The sequence below is a fragment of the Cellulomonas sp. FA1 genome, assembly GCF_000986825.1.
GTDB classification, from domain to species: Bacteria; Actinomycetota; Actinomycetes; order Actinomycetales; family Cellulomonadaceae; genus Cellulomonas; species Cellulomonas iranensis.
Map to the genome: position 1 here is coordinate 568,896 of NZ_LBMY01000001.1, position 14,197 is coordinate 583,092.

Annotated in this window: 13 protein-coding genes; 10 read left to right on the plus strand and 3 right to left on the minus strand. The window is 75.4% G+C overall.

The genetic code is table 11. From position 1 onward, the window contains the following. Nucleotides 1-112: 112 nt before the first annotated feature. The 10 genes from rbfA to GY42_RS02555 all read left to right on the plus strand — a co-directional run bounded on the left by rbfA (nucleotide 113) and on the right by GY42_RS02555 (nucleotide 12,492). Nucleotides 113-547 (plus strand): 30S ribosome-binding factor RbfA, encoded by a 435-nt coding sequence (gene rbfA / locus GY42_RS02510; RefSeq protein WP_046528123.1) that lies wholly within the window; start codon nucleotides 113-115, stop codon nucleotides 545-547. After that, nucleotides 544-1,503 carry a tRNA pseudouridine(55) synthase TruB gene (gene truB / locus GY42_RS02515; RefSeq protein ID WP_046528124.1) on the plus strand — a complete coding sequence of 320 codons (960 nt, stop codon included), beginning with the start codon at nucleotides 544-546 and terminating at the stop codon, nucleotides 1,501-1,503. Before rbfA ends, truB begins: the two co-directional genes overlap by 4 nt. Before the next feature lie 167 nt (nucleotides 1,504-1,670). Then, nucleotides 1,671-4,931: a glycoside hydrolase family 9 protein gene (locus tag GY42_RS02520; RefSeq protein ID WP_236686691.1), complete on the plus strand. Its 3,261-nt coding sequence runs from the start codon at nucleotides 1,671-1,673 to the stop codon at nucleotides 4,929-4,931. 189 nt (nucleotides 4,932-5,120) lie between these two features. Beyond that, nucleotides 5,121-6,110, plus strand: a complete 990-nt coding sequence (locus GY42_RS02525) for a bifunctional riboflavin kinase/FAD synthetase (RefSeq protein WP_046528126.1) — start codon at nucleotides 5,121-5,123, stop codon at nucleotides 6,108-6,110. A 156-nt stretch (nucleotides 6,111-6,266) separates the two neighbouring features. Beyond that, entirely contained in the window at nucleotides 6,267-6,536 is a 270-nt protein-coding gene (gene rpsO / locus GY42_RS02530) for a 30S ribosomal protein S15 (RefSeq protein ID WP_046528127.1), read from the plus strand. A gap of 202 nt (nucleotides 6,537-6,738) precedes the next feature. Continuing rightward, entirely contained in the window at nucleotides 6,739-8,976 is a 2,238-nt protein-coding gene (locus tag GY42_RS02535) for a polyribonucleotide nucleotidyltransferase (RefSeq protein ID WP_046528128.1), read from the plus strand. Nucleotide 8,977: 1 nt separating this feature from the next. Next, on the plus strand, nucleotides 8,978-10,300 hold the full coding sequence (locus tag GY42_RS02540; protein ID WP_046528129.1) for a M16 family metallopeptidase: 1,323 nt from the start codon (nucleotides 8,978-8,980) through the stop codon (nucleotides 10,298-10,300). 66 nt (nucleotides 10,301-10,366) lie between these two features. Beyond that, nucleotides 10,367-11,194: an AraC family transcriptional regulator gene (locus GY42_RS02545; protein WP_046528130.1), complete on the plus strand. Its 828-nt coding sequence runs from the start codon at nucleotides 10,367-10,369 to the stop codon at nucleotides 11,192-11,194. 51 nt (nucleotides 11,195-11,245) lie between these two features. After that, nucleotides 11,246-12,004 carry a 4-hydroxy-tetrahydrodipicolinate reductase gene (gene dapB / locus GY42_RS02550; RefSeq protein ID WP_082131328.1) on the plus strand — a complete coding sequence of 253 codons (759 nt, stop codon included), beginning with the start codon at nucleotides 11,246-11,248 and terminating at the stop codon, nucleotides 12,002-12,004. Further along, nucleotides 12,001-12,492, plus strand: coding sequence for a hypothetical protein (locus GY42_RS02555; RefSeq protein ID WP_046528132.1), 492 nt, complete (start codon nucleotides 12,001-12,003; stop codon nucleotides 12,490-12,492). Before dapB ends, GY42_RS02555 begins: the two co-directional genes overlap by 4 nt. 19 nt (nucleotides 12,493-12,511) lie before the next feature. Here the strand turns inward: GY42_RS02555 and GY42_RS02560 are convergent, their stop codons facing one another. The 3 genes from GY42_RS02560 to GY42_RS02570 are packed head-to-tail and all read right to left on the minus strand — an operon-like array spanning nucleotide 12,512 to nucleotide 14,105. Beyond that, on the minus strand, nucleotides 12,512-13,045 hold the full coding sequence (locus GY42_RS02560; RefSeq protein WP_046528133.1) for a GNAT family N-acetyltransferase: 534 nt from the start codon (nucleotides 13,043-13,045) through the stop codon (nucleotides 12,512-12,514). Between the two features lie 44 nt (nucleotides 13,046-13,089). Continuing rightward, nucleotides 13,090-13,404: an AzlD domain-containing protein gene (locus GY42_RS02565; protein ID WP_046528134.1), complete on the minus strand. Its 315-nt coding sequence runs from the start codon at nucleotides 13,402-13,404 to the stop codon at nucleotides 13,090-13,092. Further along, nucleotides 13,401-14,105, minus strand: a complete 705-nt coding sequence (locus GY42_RS02570) for an AzlC family ABC transporter permease (protein WP_082131329.1) — start codon at nucleotides 14,103-14,105, stop codon at nucleotides 13,401-13,403. Before GY42_RS02570 ends, GY42_RS02565 begins: the two co-directional genes overlap by 4 nt. Nucleotides 14,106-14,197 lie beyond the last annotated feature (92 nt).

Sequence of the window (14,197 nt, forward strand, 5' to 3'; positions counted from 1 at the left end):
CCGTGCCAGGCCCACCACGGCCCGCCGCACCCCTCCCTGCGGCCACCCTCGTCAGTGGTCAGGTACCCCCACGCCCCCGGGAGGGGGAGGGCCTGGAAGGAAGGCTGGACAGATGGCTGACACAGGACGGGCGCGCAAGCTCGCGGAGCGGATCCAGCAGGTCGTCGCGCAGATGATCGACACGCGCGTGAAGGACCCGCGGCTCGGGTTCGTGACGGTGACCGACGTGCGCGTCACCGGCGACCTGCAGCACGCGGACGTGTACTACACCGTGCTCGGGGACGACGAGGCGCGTGACGGCTCCGCGAAGGCGCTCGAGAGCGCCAAGGGCCTGATCCGCTCCGAGGTCGGCAAGCAGACGGGCATCCGCCTGACGCCGACGCTCGCGTTCCACCTCGACGCGGTCCCCGAGACCGCGGCGCACCTCGAGGAGGCGCTGTCCGAGGCGGCCCGTCGGGACGCCGAGGTCGCGCGGCTCGCCGCGGGTGCGCGCTACGCCGGCGACGAGGACCCGTACCGCCGCGCCGACGACGACACCGAGGAGTGAGCCGACCCGAGCGGGCGGCCCGGCCGCCCGCCGGGCCGCGCCGTCCCACGGCGGACGACGGCGTGCTCGTCGTCGACAAGCCCGCCGGGTGGACGAGCCACGACGTCGTCGCGCGCGTGCGTCGGCTCGCGTCGACGCGCAAGGTCGGGCACGCCGGCACGCTCGACCCCATGGCGACGGGCGTGCTCGTCGTCGGGATCGGCCGTGCGACGCGGCTGCTCACCTACGTGACGGGCGCGGACAAGGACTACACCGCGACGGTGCGCCTCGGCGTCGCCACGACGACCGACGACGCCGAGGGCGAGACCCTCGCCGTCCACGACGCGTCCGCGCTCACGCGGGACGACCTCGTGGCGCCCGTCGCGGCGCTCACGGGTGACATCCAGCAGGTGCCGAGCAGCGTGTCCGCGATCAAGGTCGACGGGCAGCGCGCCTACGCGCGCGTCCGCTCCGGCGAGGACGTCGAGCTCGCGGCGCGCCCCGTGCACGTCGCACGGCTCGACGTGCTCGACGTGCGGGCGGCCGCCGTGGACGGCGTGACCGTGCTCGACGTCGACGTCGCGGTCACGTGCTCGTCGGGCACGTACGTGCGGGCGCTCGCGCGGGACCTGGGCACGGCCCTGGGCGTCGGCGGGCACCTCACGGCCCTGCGCCGCACGCGCGTCGCCGGGTACGGGCTCGCCGACGCGCGCACGCTCGACGAGCTCGCCGCGACCCCGGAGGACCGCCCCGTGACCGTGCTGCCGCTCGCGGACGCCGCGCGCGCCGCGCTGCCCGCACGGGAGCTCGACGACGCCGACGCGCGCGCGCTGTCGTACGGGCAGGGGATCGCGCCGGGCGACGCCCCCGCCGGCCCCCTCGCCGCGATCGGCCCGGACGGCGCGCTGGTCGCGGTCGTCGAGCGACGCGGGCCGCGGCTGCGTCCCGTGGTGGTGTTCTCGCCCGCCGCGACCTGACACGCGACGACGCGCCCGCCGCGGGCGGGTGCCGGGCTCTTCCGGATCGTCCGGTTCACCCCTACCCTGGCTCGCACGACGAGCGCGGCCCACACCGAGGTGGGAGCGCTCCCGAACCCAGGGGAGACGACGTGGTTTCTCGACGCGCACGACGGACCGCCCACGCGGTGACCGCCCTCACGGCCGCCGCGGTGCTCGCCGGCGCCGGGCTGGCGCCCGCGACGGCGGTGGACGACGACTTCGACGACGGCGCCGGTGCGTGGGTCGCCTACGGCACGGACGGCGACGTGGACACGAGCACGGGCGCGCTGTGCGTCGACGTGCCCGCCGGCTCCGCGCAGTACGGCGTGGGCGTCGTCCTCAACGGCGTCGCCGTCGACGAGGGCACGACCTACACGTTGAGCTACACGGCGAGCGCGTCGACCGACGTGACGATCCGCGCGCTCGTCGGCCAGAACGGCGCACCGTACGGCACGGTCCTCGACACGAGCCCGACGCTCACCTCGGCGCCGACCCCCGTCGAGGAGGTCTTCACGGCGGGCGCGTCGTACCCCGCGACGCCGGGCGACGGCGATCCGGAGGGGCAGATCGCGTTCCAGCTCGGCGGGTTCACGCCGGACGCGTGGACGTTCTGCCTCGACGACGTCGCGTTCACGGGTGACGCCGAGCTGCTGCCGCACACGTCGTTCGCCGAGGGCCTCGGGCCCTGGGGGCTGTACGGCACGGGCGACCCGACGTTCGCGGACGGCGAGATGTGCGTCGACGTGCCCGGCGGCAACGCGAACCCCTGGGACGCGGGCCTGTCGTTCACGGGTCTGCCTATCGAGGAGGGCGAGAACTACGTGCTGACCTTCACGGGTCGCACGGAGCCCGCCACACCCGTGCGCGCGATCGTCGGCGAGGGCGGCGGTGCGTACCGTACGGTGCTCGACCAGTCCGCCGCACCGCTGGGCACGCAGGCCACGACCCTGGCGTACCCGTTCACCGCGGCGCACACGTTCCCCGCCGACGGCGAGGCCGCCGGTCAGGTGGCGTTCCACCTGGGCAAGGCCGCGCCGTACACGTTCTGCCTCTCGGAGGTCTCGTTGACCACGTCCGCCACCCCGCCGCCGCCGTACGAGCCGGACACCGGTCCGCGCGTGCGCGTCAACCAGGTGGGGTACCTGCCGCAGGGCCCGAAGCGCGCGACGCTCGTGACCCACGCGACCGAGCCGGTCGCGTGGGAGCTGCACGACGCCGACGGCTCGACCCTCGCGCAGGGCTCGACGCAGGTCGTCGGTGACGACGCGTCGTCCGGCGAGCACGTCCACGTCATCGACATGGCCGACGTCGACGCGACGGGCACGGGCCTGACGCTGGTGGCCGACGGCGAGACGAGCCACCCGTTCACGATCGCCGCGGACCTGTACGCGCAGCTGCGGTACGACGCGCTCAACTACTTCTACCTCGCGCGCTCGGGCACCGACATCGAGGCGTCGATCGTCGGCGAGCAGTACGCGCGCGAGGCGGGTCACGTCGGCGTCGCCCCGAACCAGGGCGACACCGCGGTGCCGTGCATCGGCCCGCGCGACTACTACGACGGCTGGACGTGCGACTACACGCTGGACGTGAGCGGCGGCTGGTACGACGCGGGCGACCACGGCAAGTACGTGGTCAACGGCGGCATCGCGGTCGCGCAGCTGCTGTCGACGTACGAGCGCACGCTCACGGCCGCGACGGCGCGGCCGGGTGCGCTGGACGACGGCACGCTCGCCCTGCCGGAGCACGGCGACGGCGTCCCCGACGTGCTCGACGAGGCGCGCTGGGAGCTCGACTGGATGCTGCGGATGGTCGCGCCGTCGGGCGAGTACGCGGGCATGGTGCACCACAAGGTCCACGACGAGGGCTGGACGGGGCTGCCGCTGATGCCCGCGGACGACGCGCAGCCGCGCTCGCTGCACCGGCCGTCCACGGCGGCGACGCTCAACGTCGCGGCCGTCGCGGCGCAGGGCGCGCGGCTGTTCGCGCCGTACGACCAGGAGTTCGCCGACACGCTGCTGGCGGCGGCACGGTCGACGTACGACGCGGCGCTCGCGCACCCCGACGTGTACGCGCCCGCGGCCGCGGGCAACGACGGTGGCGGCCCGTACGACGACGCCGACGTCACGGACGAGTTCTACTGGGCGGCCGCCGAGCTGTTCGTCACGACCGGCGAGCAGCGGTACGCCGACGACGTCGCGGCGAGCCCGCACCACACGGGTGACGTGTTCGGCGTGGGCGGGTTCTCGTGGGGGAGCACGGCGGCGCTGGGGCGGCTCACGCTCGCGACCGTGCCGAACGCGCTGCCCGACCGTGACGCCGTCCGGGCGTCGGTCGTCGCCGCGGCCGACGCCTACCTCGCGGCCCAGGACGCGCAGCCGTGGGGCTCGGTGTACTCGCCGACCGGTGGCGTGTACGACTGGGGCTCGAACTCGTCCGTCGCGAACATTCTCGTGGTGACCGCGACCGCGTACGACCTCACGCACGACGCGCGGTACCTGCGCGGCACGCTCGAGGGGCTGGACTACCTGTTCGGGCGCAACGCGCTCAACCGCTCGTACGTGACCGGCTGGGGGACGGTGTCGTCGCAGAACCAGCACTCGCGCTGGTTCGCGGCGCAGCTCGACCCGTCGCTGCCGCACCCGCCGGTCGGGTCGCTCGCGGGCGGGCCCAACTCGATCGCCTCGACGTGGGACCCGACCATGCAGGCCGCGTTCACCGAGGGGTGCGCTCCGGCCACCTGCTACCTCGACGAGATCAGCTCGTGGGCGTCGAACGAGCTCACGATCAACTGGAACTCGGCGCTGTCGTGGGTCGCGTCGTTCGTCGCGGACCAGCGCGACGGGTCGGTCGCCGCGGTCGCCCCGGTCGTCACGACGCAGCCCACCGACGTGACGACGGCGCTCGGGACGACCGCCACGTTCACCGCGGCCGCCTCGGGCGTCCCGGCGCCCACGGTGCAGTGGCAGGTCGGCGACGGCCGCACGTGGCGCGACGTGCCGGGTGCGACGGGCGCGTCGCTCGAGGTCGTGGCGACAGCGGCGGCCGCCGGGTCGTCGTACCGGGCGGTGTTCACGAACGCGTCGGGGACGGCCACGACGCGGGCCGCGCGGCTCGCCGTCGCGGCGGCGGCACCGGTGGTCGTGCGGCACCCCGCCGACGCGACCGCGCGGCTGGGGTCGTGGGCGACGTTCGAGGCCGCCGCGACCGGGTACCCGCAGCCCGCCGTGCGGTGGCAGTTCCGGTGGTTCTCGGGCCCCTGGCTGCCCGTTCCCGGTGCGCACGGCACGACGCTGCGCGTGCCGGTGACGCCGCTCGCGGTCGGCACGCAGTACCGCGCGGTGTTCAGCAACGACGCGGGGCGCGCCACGACGGACCCGGCGCGGCTGACGCTCCGCCTGGGACGCTGACGCGCGAGCCCGAGCGGCCCGGTCGTCGTCCCCGGCGACGACGCTGCGCCCCGCCGGTCGACCGACCGGCGGGGCGCAGCCGTGCGGCGGGCGTGCCGGCGCCGGGCGTCGCGCGTCCCGGACCACGCCCGGGGCGTGGCAGGCTTGTCCGCCGGGTCCCGCGTGCGCGGGGCGCAGAACGGAGCGGGTGTGCAGGTCTGGACCGACGTGTCGCAGGTGCCCACGGCGTGGGGGCCGTCCGTCGTGACGCTCGGCAACTTCGACGGCGTGCACCGCGGGCACGTCGCGGTGCTCACGCGCATGGTCGCGGACGCGCGCGCCGTGGGCGCGCACGCGGTCGCGGTGACGTTCACGCCCCATCCCGCGCAGGTGCACCGTCCGCTCGAGGCGCCCCCGCTGCTGCTGGGCGACGCCGACCGCCTCGAGCTGCTCGCGGGCACCGGGCTGGACGCCGCGCTGCTGGTGACGTACACGCTGGACTTCGCGCGGCAGTCGCCCGAGGAGTTCGTGCGCCGCTACCTGGTCGACGCGCTGCACGCGCGCACGGTCGTGGTGGGACGTGACGTGCGGTTCGGCTGGCAGAACGCCGGGGACCTCACGACGATGCGCCGGCTGGGGGAGCGGCACGGCTTCACGGTCGAGGTCATCGAGGACGTGCGTCCCGACGACGCCGACGAGCCGGGCGGCTACCGCCGCTGGTCCTCGACGTGGGTGCGCGAGCTGCTCGCGGCCGGCGACGTGCGGGCTGCGGCCGACGTGCTGGGGCGCACCCACCACGTGCGCGGCGTCGTCGTGCACGGCGACGCGCGGGGCCGTGAGCTGGGCTACCCGACGGCCAACCTCGGGCACGTCGCGGGCATGGTCCCGGCCGACGGCGTCTACGCGGGCTGGCTGCGGCGCGAACGACGCGCCGACGGCACGCCGGTGCCGGCCGCCGAGCGCGTGCTGCCCGCGGCGGTGTCGATCGGCACCAACCCGACGTTCGACGGTCACGACCGCCGCGTCGAGGCGTACGTGCTCGACCGCACCGACCTCGACCTCTACGACGACGAGGTCGCGCTCGAGCTCGTCGAGCGACTGCGGCCGACGCTGCGCTTCGACTCGGTCGAGGCCCTGCTCGAGCGCATGGCCCGCGACGTCGAGGACGTCCGCGCGGTGCTCGGGCTGCCGCGCGCCTGACGGCCGCGGGTCGTCGTCCTGCGCCCGCCGCCGGGAACGCCCGGACCAGGCGCCCTCGTGCGGTAGAGTTGGCGTGCCGTTCGACCGGCCGCGGACCGAGAGAGCCCGGGTGGACATGCCCCGGCGCACCGCGCAACGAGAAACCTGAGGAGCACCGTGTCGCTCGACCCCGCCACGAAGCAGGCCATCATGGCCGAGTACGCCACCCACGAGGGCGACACCGGCTCGCCCGAGGTCCAGATCGCCGTGCTGACGCGCCGCATCAACGACCTGAACGAGCACCTCAAGGAGCACAAGCACGACCACCACAGCCGTCGTGGTCTGCTCCTCCTGGTCGGGCGCCGTCGTCGCCTCCAGGCCTACCTGCAGAAGATCGACATCAACCGCTACCGCGCCCTCATCGAGCGGCTCGGCCTGCGTCGCTGAACCACCTGGACCAGCCCGGACCGTCACGGTCCGGGCTGGTCCTGCGTACGGGGTCGGTACCCCGCACGCACGCTCCACCGCAATCCACCGCGCCGACCCGCTCGTCCGGTCCTCGGTAGTGGCCCCCGGAACTCGTGTCCGGGTACCACGGTCGAAGACCGTCGCGGGGTGGGCGGCGCCTTCGAGAACAAGGAGGGCACCCGTGGAGGGTCCCGAGATCCAGTTCGCCGAGGCCGTGATCGACAACGGTCGCTTCGGCACCCGCACCGTCCGCTTCGAGACGGGCCGCATCGCCAAGCAGGCCGCCGGCTCCGCCGTGGCCTACCTCGACGACGACACGATGCTGCTGTCGGCCACGACGGCCGGCAAGCACCCGCGCGAGGGCTTCGACTTCTTCCCCCTGACGGTCGACGTCGAGGAGCGCCAGTACGCCGCGGGCAAGATCCCCGGCTCGTTCTTCCGTCGCGAGGGCCGTCCCTCGACCGACGCGATCCTCGCGTGCCGTCTCATCGACCGCCCGCTGCGCCCCCTGTTCGTCAAGGGCCTGCGCAACGAGGTCCAGGTCGTCGTGACGGTCCTGTCGATCAACCCCGACGACGCGTACGACGTGCTCGCGATCAACGCCGCGTCGATCTCGACGCAGCTGTCCGGCCTGCCGTTCTCCGGCCCCGTGGCCGCGACCCGCCTCGCGCTCGTCGACGGCCAGTGGGTCGCGTTCCCGCGCTACTCCGAGCGCGAGCGCTCGACGTTCGACATCGTCGTCGCGGGCCGTGTCGTCGGTGACGACGTCGCGATCGCCATGATCGAGGCCGACGCGCCCGAGGGCGCGTGGAACCTCATCCACGGCGGCGGCGGCACCGCGCCGACCGAGGAGGTCGTGGCGCAGGGCCTCGAGGCGTCCAAGCCCTTCATCAAGGCGCTCGTCGAGGCGCAGCAGCAGCTCGCGGCCCAGGCCGCGAAGGAGACGCAGACCTTCCCGACGTTCCCGGACTACCAGCCCGACGCGTTCGCCGCCGTCGAGCAGGCCGCGTCCGAGCGCCTGTCGGCCGCGCTGCAGATCGCCGGCAAGCAGGAGCGCGAGAACCGCCTCGACGAGATCAAGGCCGAGGTCGTCGGCGAGCTCGCGGAGCAGTTCGAGGGGCGCGAGAAGGAGATCTCCGCCGCGTACCGCTCGCTGCAGAAGCAGCTCATCCGCCAGCGCATCCTCACCGACGGCTTCCGCATCGACGGTCGCGGCCTGCGGGACATCCGCACGCTCTCGGCCGAGGTCGAGGTGCTGCCCCGCACGCACGGCTCGGCGCTGTTCGAGCGCGGCGAGACCCAGATCCTCGGCGTCACGACGCTGAACATGCTCCGCATGGAGCAGCAGATCGACTCGCTCTCGCCCGAGACGCGCAAGCGGTACATGCACCACTACAACTTCCCGCCCTACTCGACCGGCGAGACCGGCCGCGTGGGCTCGCCCAAGCGCCGCGAGATCGGCCACGGCGCGCTCGCCGAGCGCGCGATCGTCCCGGTCCTGCCGGCGCGTGAGGACTTCCCGTACGCGATCCGCCAGGTCTCCGAGGCGCTGGGCTCGAACGGCTCGACCTCGATGGGCTCGGTCTGCGCCGCGACGCTGTCGCTGCTCAACGCCGGCGTCCCGCTGCGTGCGCCCGTCGCGGGCATCGCCATGGGCCTCGTGTCCGACACGGTCGACGGCGAGACCCGCTACGCGGCGCTCACCGACATCCTGGGCGCCGAGGACGCGTTCGGCGACATGGACTTCAAGGTCGCCGGCACGCGCGAGTTCGTCACCGCGATCCAGCTCGACACCAAGCTCGACGGCATCCCCGCCTCGGTCCTGGCCGGCGCGCTGACGCAGGCCAAGGAGGCGCGCCTCGCGATCCTCGACGTCATCGCCGAGGCGATCGACGTCCCGGACGAGATGAGCCCGTTCGCGCCCCGCGTGATCTCGGTCAAGGTGCCGGTCGACAAGATCGGCGAGGTCATCGGCCCGAAGGGCAAGATGATCAACCAGATCCAGGAGGAGACCGGCGCCGACATCTCCATCGAGGACGACGGCACGGTCTACATCGGCGCCACCGACGGTCCGTCGGCGGAGGCCGCGCGGGCGGCGATCAACGCGATCGCCAACCCGCACATGCCCGAGGTCGGCGAGCGCTTCGTCGGCACCGTGGTGAAGACGACGACGTTCGGCGCGTTCATCTCGCTGTCCCCGGGCAAGGACGGTCTGCTGCACATCTCGCAGATCCGCAAGCTCGTGGGCGGCAAGCGCGTCGAGAACGTCGAGGACGTCCTCAAGATCGGCCAGAAGGTCCAGGTCGAGATCGGTGAGATCGACCCGCGCGGCAAGCTCTCGCTGCACGCGGTGCTCGACGAGGCCGAGGCCGGGGCCCAGGACGAGGCAGCGGACGCGTCCGCCACCGCCGACGCCTGACGTGCCGCTCTCCCTCCCGTTGGTCGCCCCCGGTTCGCCGGGGGCTGACCTCGTCGTCGGGCAGGACGGAGGCGCCGCCGTGCGGCGCACCGTCCTGCCCGGCGGGGTCCGGGTGCTCACCGAGCACATGCCCGGCCTGCGCTCGGCCACGGTCGGGGCGTGGGTCGGCGTCGGCTCGCGCGACGAGACGTCGGGCCACTTCGGCTCGACGCACTTCCTCGAGCACCTGCTGTTCAAGGGCACGGCGCGGCGCACGGCGATGGACATCGCCGAGGCGTTCGACGCCGTCGGCGGCGAGGCCAACGCCGCGACCGGCAAGGAGCACACGTGCTACTACGCGCGCGTGCTCGACTCCGACGTGCCCATGGCGGTCGACGTCATCGCGGACATGGTGACCTCGGCGCGGCTCGACGCCGACGAGCTCGAGACCGAGCGCGGCGTCATCCTCGAAGAGCTCGCGATGAACGACGACGACCCGTCGGACGTCGCGCACGAGCAGTTCGCCGCCGCCGTGTTCGGCGACACGCCTCTCGGGCGGCCCATCGGCGGCACCCCGCAGGCCATCCGCGACGTGCCGCGCGACGCCGTGTGGGAGCACTACCGTGAGCACTACCGCCCCGAGACCCTCGTCGTCACCGCCGCCGGGGGAGTCGACCACGACGCCCTGTGCGCGCAGGTCGAGGCCGCGCTCGCCGCGGGCGGCTGGCCGCTCGACCCCACGGCCACGCCGCGTGCGCGCCGCACCGCCGGCGCCCCGGTGCCGCCCGCGGCGCTCGAGCTGACGATCCGCCGCTCGACGGAGCAGGCCAACGTCATCGTCGGCGGCCCCTGCCTCACCTCGACCGACCCGCGTCGGTTCGTGCTGTCGGTGCTGAGCGCCGCCCTGGGCGGCGGCATGTCCTCGCGGCTGTTCCAGGAGATCCGCGAGAAGCGCGGCCTGGCGTACTCGACGTACTCGTTCGCGACCGGCCACGCCGAGACCGGCCTGTTCGGGCTCTACGCGGGTTGCACGCCCGCGCGCGTCGACGAGGTGACCGCGCTGATGGTCGCCGAGCTCGAGCGCATGGCCGACGCGCCCATGGGTGCGGCCGAGCTCACGCGCAGCATCGGCCAGCTGTGCGGCGGCCTCGTGCTGGGCATGGAGGACACCGGGTCGCGCATGAGCCGGCTCGGCAAGGCCGAGCTGGTCCACGGCGAGCTGCTCGACGTCGACGAGTCGCTCGAGCGCGTGCGCGCCGTGACGGCGGCGCAGGTGCAGGAGCTCGCGGCCGAGCTCGCGGCCGCGCCGCGCAGCGTCGTGCGCGTGGGCCCGTTCGGCGACTGACCTCGTCGGCCCGCGCCGGGCCCCGCGACGGGCCCCGGCGTCCGCCGCGCGCGGCATGATGGGGGCATGCCCGTCGCCGTCGACCACTACCGCCGGTACCCCGTCCCCGCCGTGCTGCGCGGCGTCGCCGAGCACGCGTGGGTCGCGCGCCACGCGGCGGGCGCCGACCACGTCGAGGTGCTGCTGCCCGACGGCCGCGGGCTCCTGCAGGTCGTGCGCGGCGCGGCCGGCGAGCTCGTCGACCCGCTCACCGGTGCGCGCACGCCCGACGGCGACGGCGTGCGCGGACCCTGGACGCACGCGGTCGTCGCGCGGCAGCGCGGACCCGTGGTGCGGCTGGGCGTGCAGCTGCACCCGCTGGGTCCGGCGCGGCTGCGCGCCGGCCGGCCCCTCGCGGACGCCTGGACCGCCCTCGACGACGTCCTCCCGGCCGGGACGGCGACGCGCGTGGGCGCGCTGCTCGACGAGGGCGCGGACGACGCGGCCGTCGCGGCGCTCCTCGACGCGCTGGCGTGCCGGCCGCGGCACGACGGCGCCGAGCTCGACCGCCTCGAGGACGCGATCGCGTACGTCGAGGCGCACCGCGGCCTCGTGCGCGCGAGCGACATCGCGCGCGAGGTCGCCGCGAGCGTCGGCGACCTGCACCGGTGGTGCACGACCCTGCTGGGCGTGACGCCCGCGCAGTACCTCGCGGCGGTGCGTTTCAGCACGTTCGTGCGCGAGTCCGTCGGCACCGGGCCGGTCGACGCGGCCGCGACGGTCGCGACGGTCGAGTGGTTCGTGGACGCGGGCTACCCGCCGCGCGAGGTCGAGCGGTTCACGGGCCTGCCGCCCGTCGAGCTGCGTCGTCTGGCCGAGCACCTCGCGCAGCGGCTGGGGCCCGCCGGCGTCTGACGGGCTGGACCCGTCCGTCGGGCGCGGGTGCCGCCGGTTAGGGTGCGAGGCGTGAACGAACCGATCCGCGTGGCCGTGCTGGGATCGTCCGGACGCATGGGGGGCACCACGGTGCGCGCCGTGCAGGAGGCGGACGGGCTCGAGCTCGTCGCGACCCTGGACGCCGGGGACGACCTGCGCGCGGTCGTCGACGCGGGCGCGCACGTCGCGGTCGACTTCACGGTCCCGTCGGTCACCGAGGACCACGTGCACACGCTCGTCGAGGCGGGCGTGCACGCGGTCGTCGGGACGACGGGGTGGGACGACGCGTCGTTGGGCCGGGTGCGCGACCACCTGGTCCGCGCGCCGGGGGTGGGGGTCGTGGTCGCACCGAACTTCGCGCTCGGTGCGGTGCTCGCGATGGCCTTCGCACGGCAGGCCGCCCGGTGGTTCGAGTCGGCGGAGGTCGTCGAGCTGCACCACCCCGACAAGGTCGACGCGCCGTCCGGGACGGCGCGCCACACCGCGCAGGGCATCGCCGCGGCGCGCGCGGCCGCGGGCCTGGGCCCGGTGCCGGACGCGACGACGCAGACCGTCGACGGCGCGCGCGGCGCCGACGTCGACGGTGTGCGCGTGCACGCGGTGCGGCTGCGGGGTCTCGTCGCGCACGAGGAGATCCTGCTCGGCAACGCGGGCGAGATGCTCACGATCCGGCACGACTCGTTCGACCGCGTGAGCTTCATGCCCGGCGTGCTGCTCGCGGTCCGTCGCGTCGTCGACCGTCCGGGCCTGACGGTCGGTCTCGAGGACCTGCTGGACCTGCACGCATGACCGACGCCCCGCGCGCGCGCCGTCGCCGGACGGGCCTCGTCGCCGCCGTCGCGCTGAGCGCGCTGCTCGCGCTCTACGTGTGGCTGGTGGGCGTGCGCGCCGTGCAGCTCATGGGCACGGGCGAGCCCGTCGGCGTCGCGCTGGGCGTCGCGTTCCTCGTGGCGCCGCTGCTCGTGCTCTCGCTGATCGTGCGCGAGTGGCTGCTGGCGCTCGACGTGCAGCGCATGGCGGACGCGCTCGCGGCGGCCGGTGAGCTGCCGGTCGACGACCTGCCGCGCTCCCCGGGCGGTCGCGTCGACCGTGCCGCGGCCCGCGCCGCGTTCGAGCCGCACCGGGAGCGCGTCGACGCGTCGCCCGACGACTGGCGCGCGTGGTACCACCTCGCGTTCGCCTACGACGCGGCGGGCGACCGCTCGCGTGCGCGGGCCGCGCTGCGGACCGCGAGCCGTCTGCACCGCGGCCGACCGACCCGCACCGAGCTGCCCTGACGCCCTCGGCCGGCGGCGGTCAGATGCCCGCGTACCAGCGGCGCTCGACCACGACGTGCGCCTCCTCGTCGGGGCCGGGCCCGGTGGCGAGCCGACGCGTCAGACCGTCGGGCCCCAGCCCGGCGCCCTCGAGGAACTGCTCGCGCGCGGCGTCGCCCTCGATGACCCAGGTCTGCACCTGGTCGGCGCCGTCGGCGCGCAGCAGGTCGACCGCCGCGGCCAGCAGCCGTGAGCCGTGGCCGCCGCGCTGCGCCTGCGGGTCGACCTCGAGCGCGAGCACGACGCCCGCGGGCGCGTCGGTCGGGTCGGGGGCGGGGATCGGCGCGACCGACGCGAAGCCCACGAGGTGCGGGCCGTCGCACGCGACGAGCACGTGGTACCCGGGGCCCGGGGGAGCGGTGACGGCCTGCGCCCACTGCGCGACGAACGCGTCCTCGTCGAGCGAGCCGAGCACGACCTCACCCAGCACGTCGGCGTGCGCGGTGCGCCACGCGGCGAGCTGGATGTGCGCGATGCGGGTCTCGTCGCCGGGCACGGCGGGGCGCACGGACACGTCGGCGGTGGGGGCAGCACCCGCCGAGCCTAACGTGCGGCCCGTCAGGGCATGCCGAGCAGGCGCAGCCCCGCGGCGGTCGCCGCGGCGAGCAGCACGACCACGACGAACGGCGCGCGCAGCGCCAGCGCGACCGCCGCGACGACGAGCGCGGGCAGCCGCGCGTCGAGCGTGAGCCGGCCGCCGGTCGTGGCGGTCTGCACGGCGACCAGGGCGGCGAGCAGCGCGACCGTGACGAGCGCGGCGACCCGGGCGACGCGGGGCTGCGCGAGCCAGTGCTCGGGCAGCAGGTGACCGGCGAGCTTGATGCCCAGGCAGGCGAGCCCCGCGAGCAGCACGGCGAACCAGAGCCCGGTCACGCGGCACCGCCCGGTGCCGGGGCGGCCGGCGGCGGGCCCGTGCTGACGAGCCCGACGACGACGGCGACGAGCGCCGCGAGGAGCACGGGCACGCCGGCGGGCAGGACGGGCGTGGTCGCGAGCGCGACGACCACGGCGGCGACCGCCACGACCTGCGCGGAGCGGCCCCCGAGCCGCGGCCAGACGAGCGCGAGGAACGCGGCGGCCGCGGCGGCGTCCAGGCCGTAGGCGCGCGGGTCGCCGAGCCGGTCGCCCGCGAGGGCGCCGACGAGCGTGAACAGGTTCCACAGCAGGTAGATGCCGAGCCCGGTCCACCAGAACCCGACGCGCGCCGCCGTGCGGGTCGGCTGCGCCGTGGCGACGGCCGTCGACTCGTCGATCGTCAGGTGCGCGGCGGGCAGGCGCCGGCGCGACGGCAGCGCGAGGAGCGGCGCGAGCTGCGCGCCGTACAGGCCGTTGCGCGCGCCCAGCAGCGCGGCGGACGCGACGGCCGCGCCCGCGGCACCCCCGGCGCCGGCCACGCCGATGAACGCGAACTGCGACCCGCCCGAGAACATCAGCAGGCTGAGCGCCATGGTCTGCGCCACGTCGAGCCCGGCGGCGACGGACAGCGCGCCGAACGACACGCCGTACAGCCCCGTGGCGACCGACACCGAGACCGCCTGCCGTCGTGCGGCGGTCACGGGGTCGAGCGGTGTCACGCGGTCACTGTCGCACACGCCCTCGAGCGGTCCGCCGCGGCGTCCACGGGCCGACCGCGGCGGGCGGTGGCCTTCGCGGGCCGGGCCCGGAC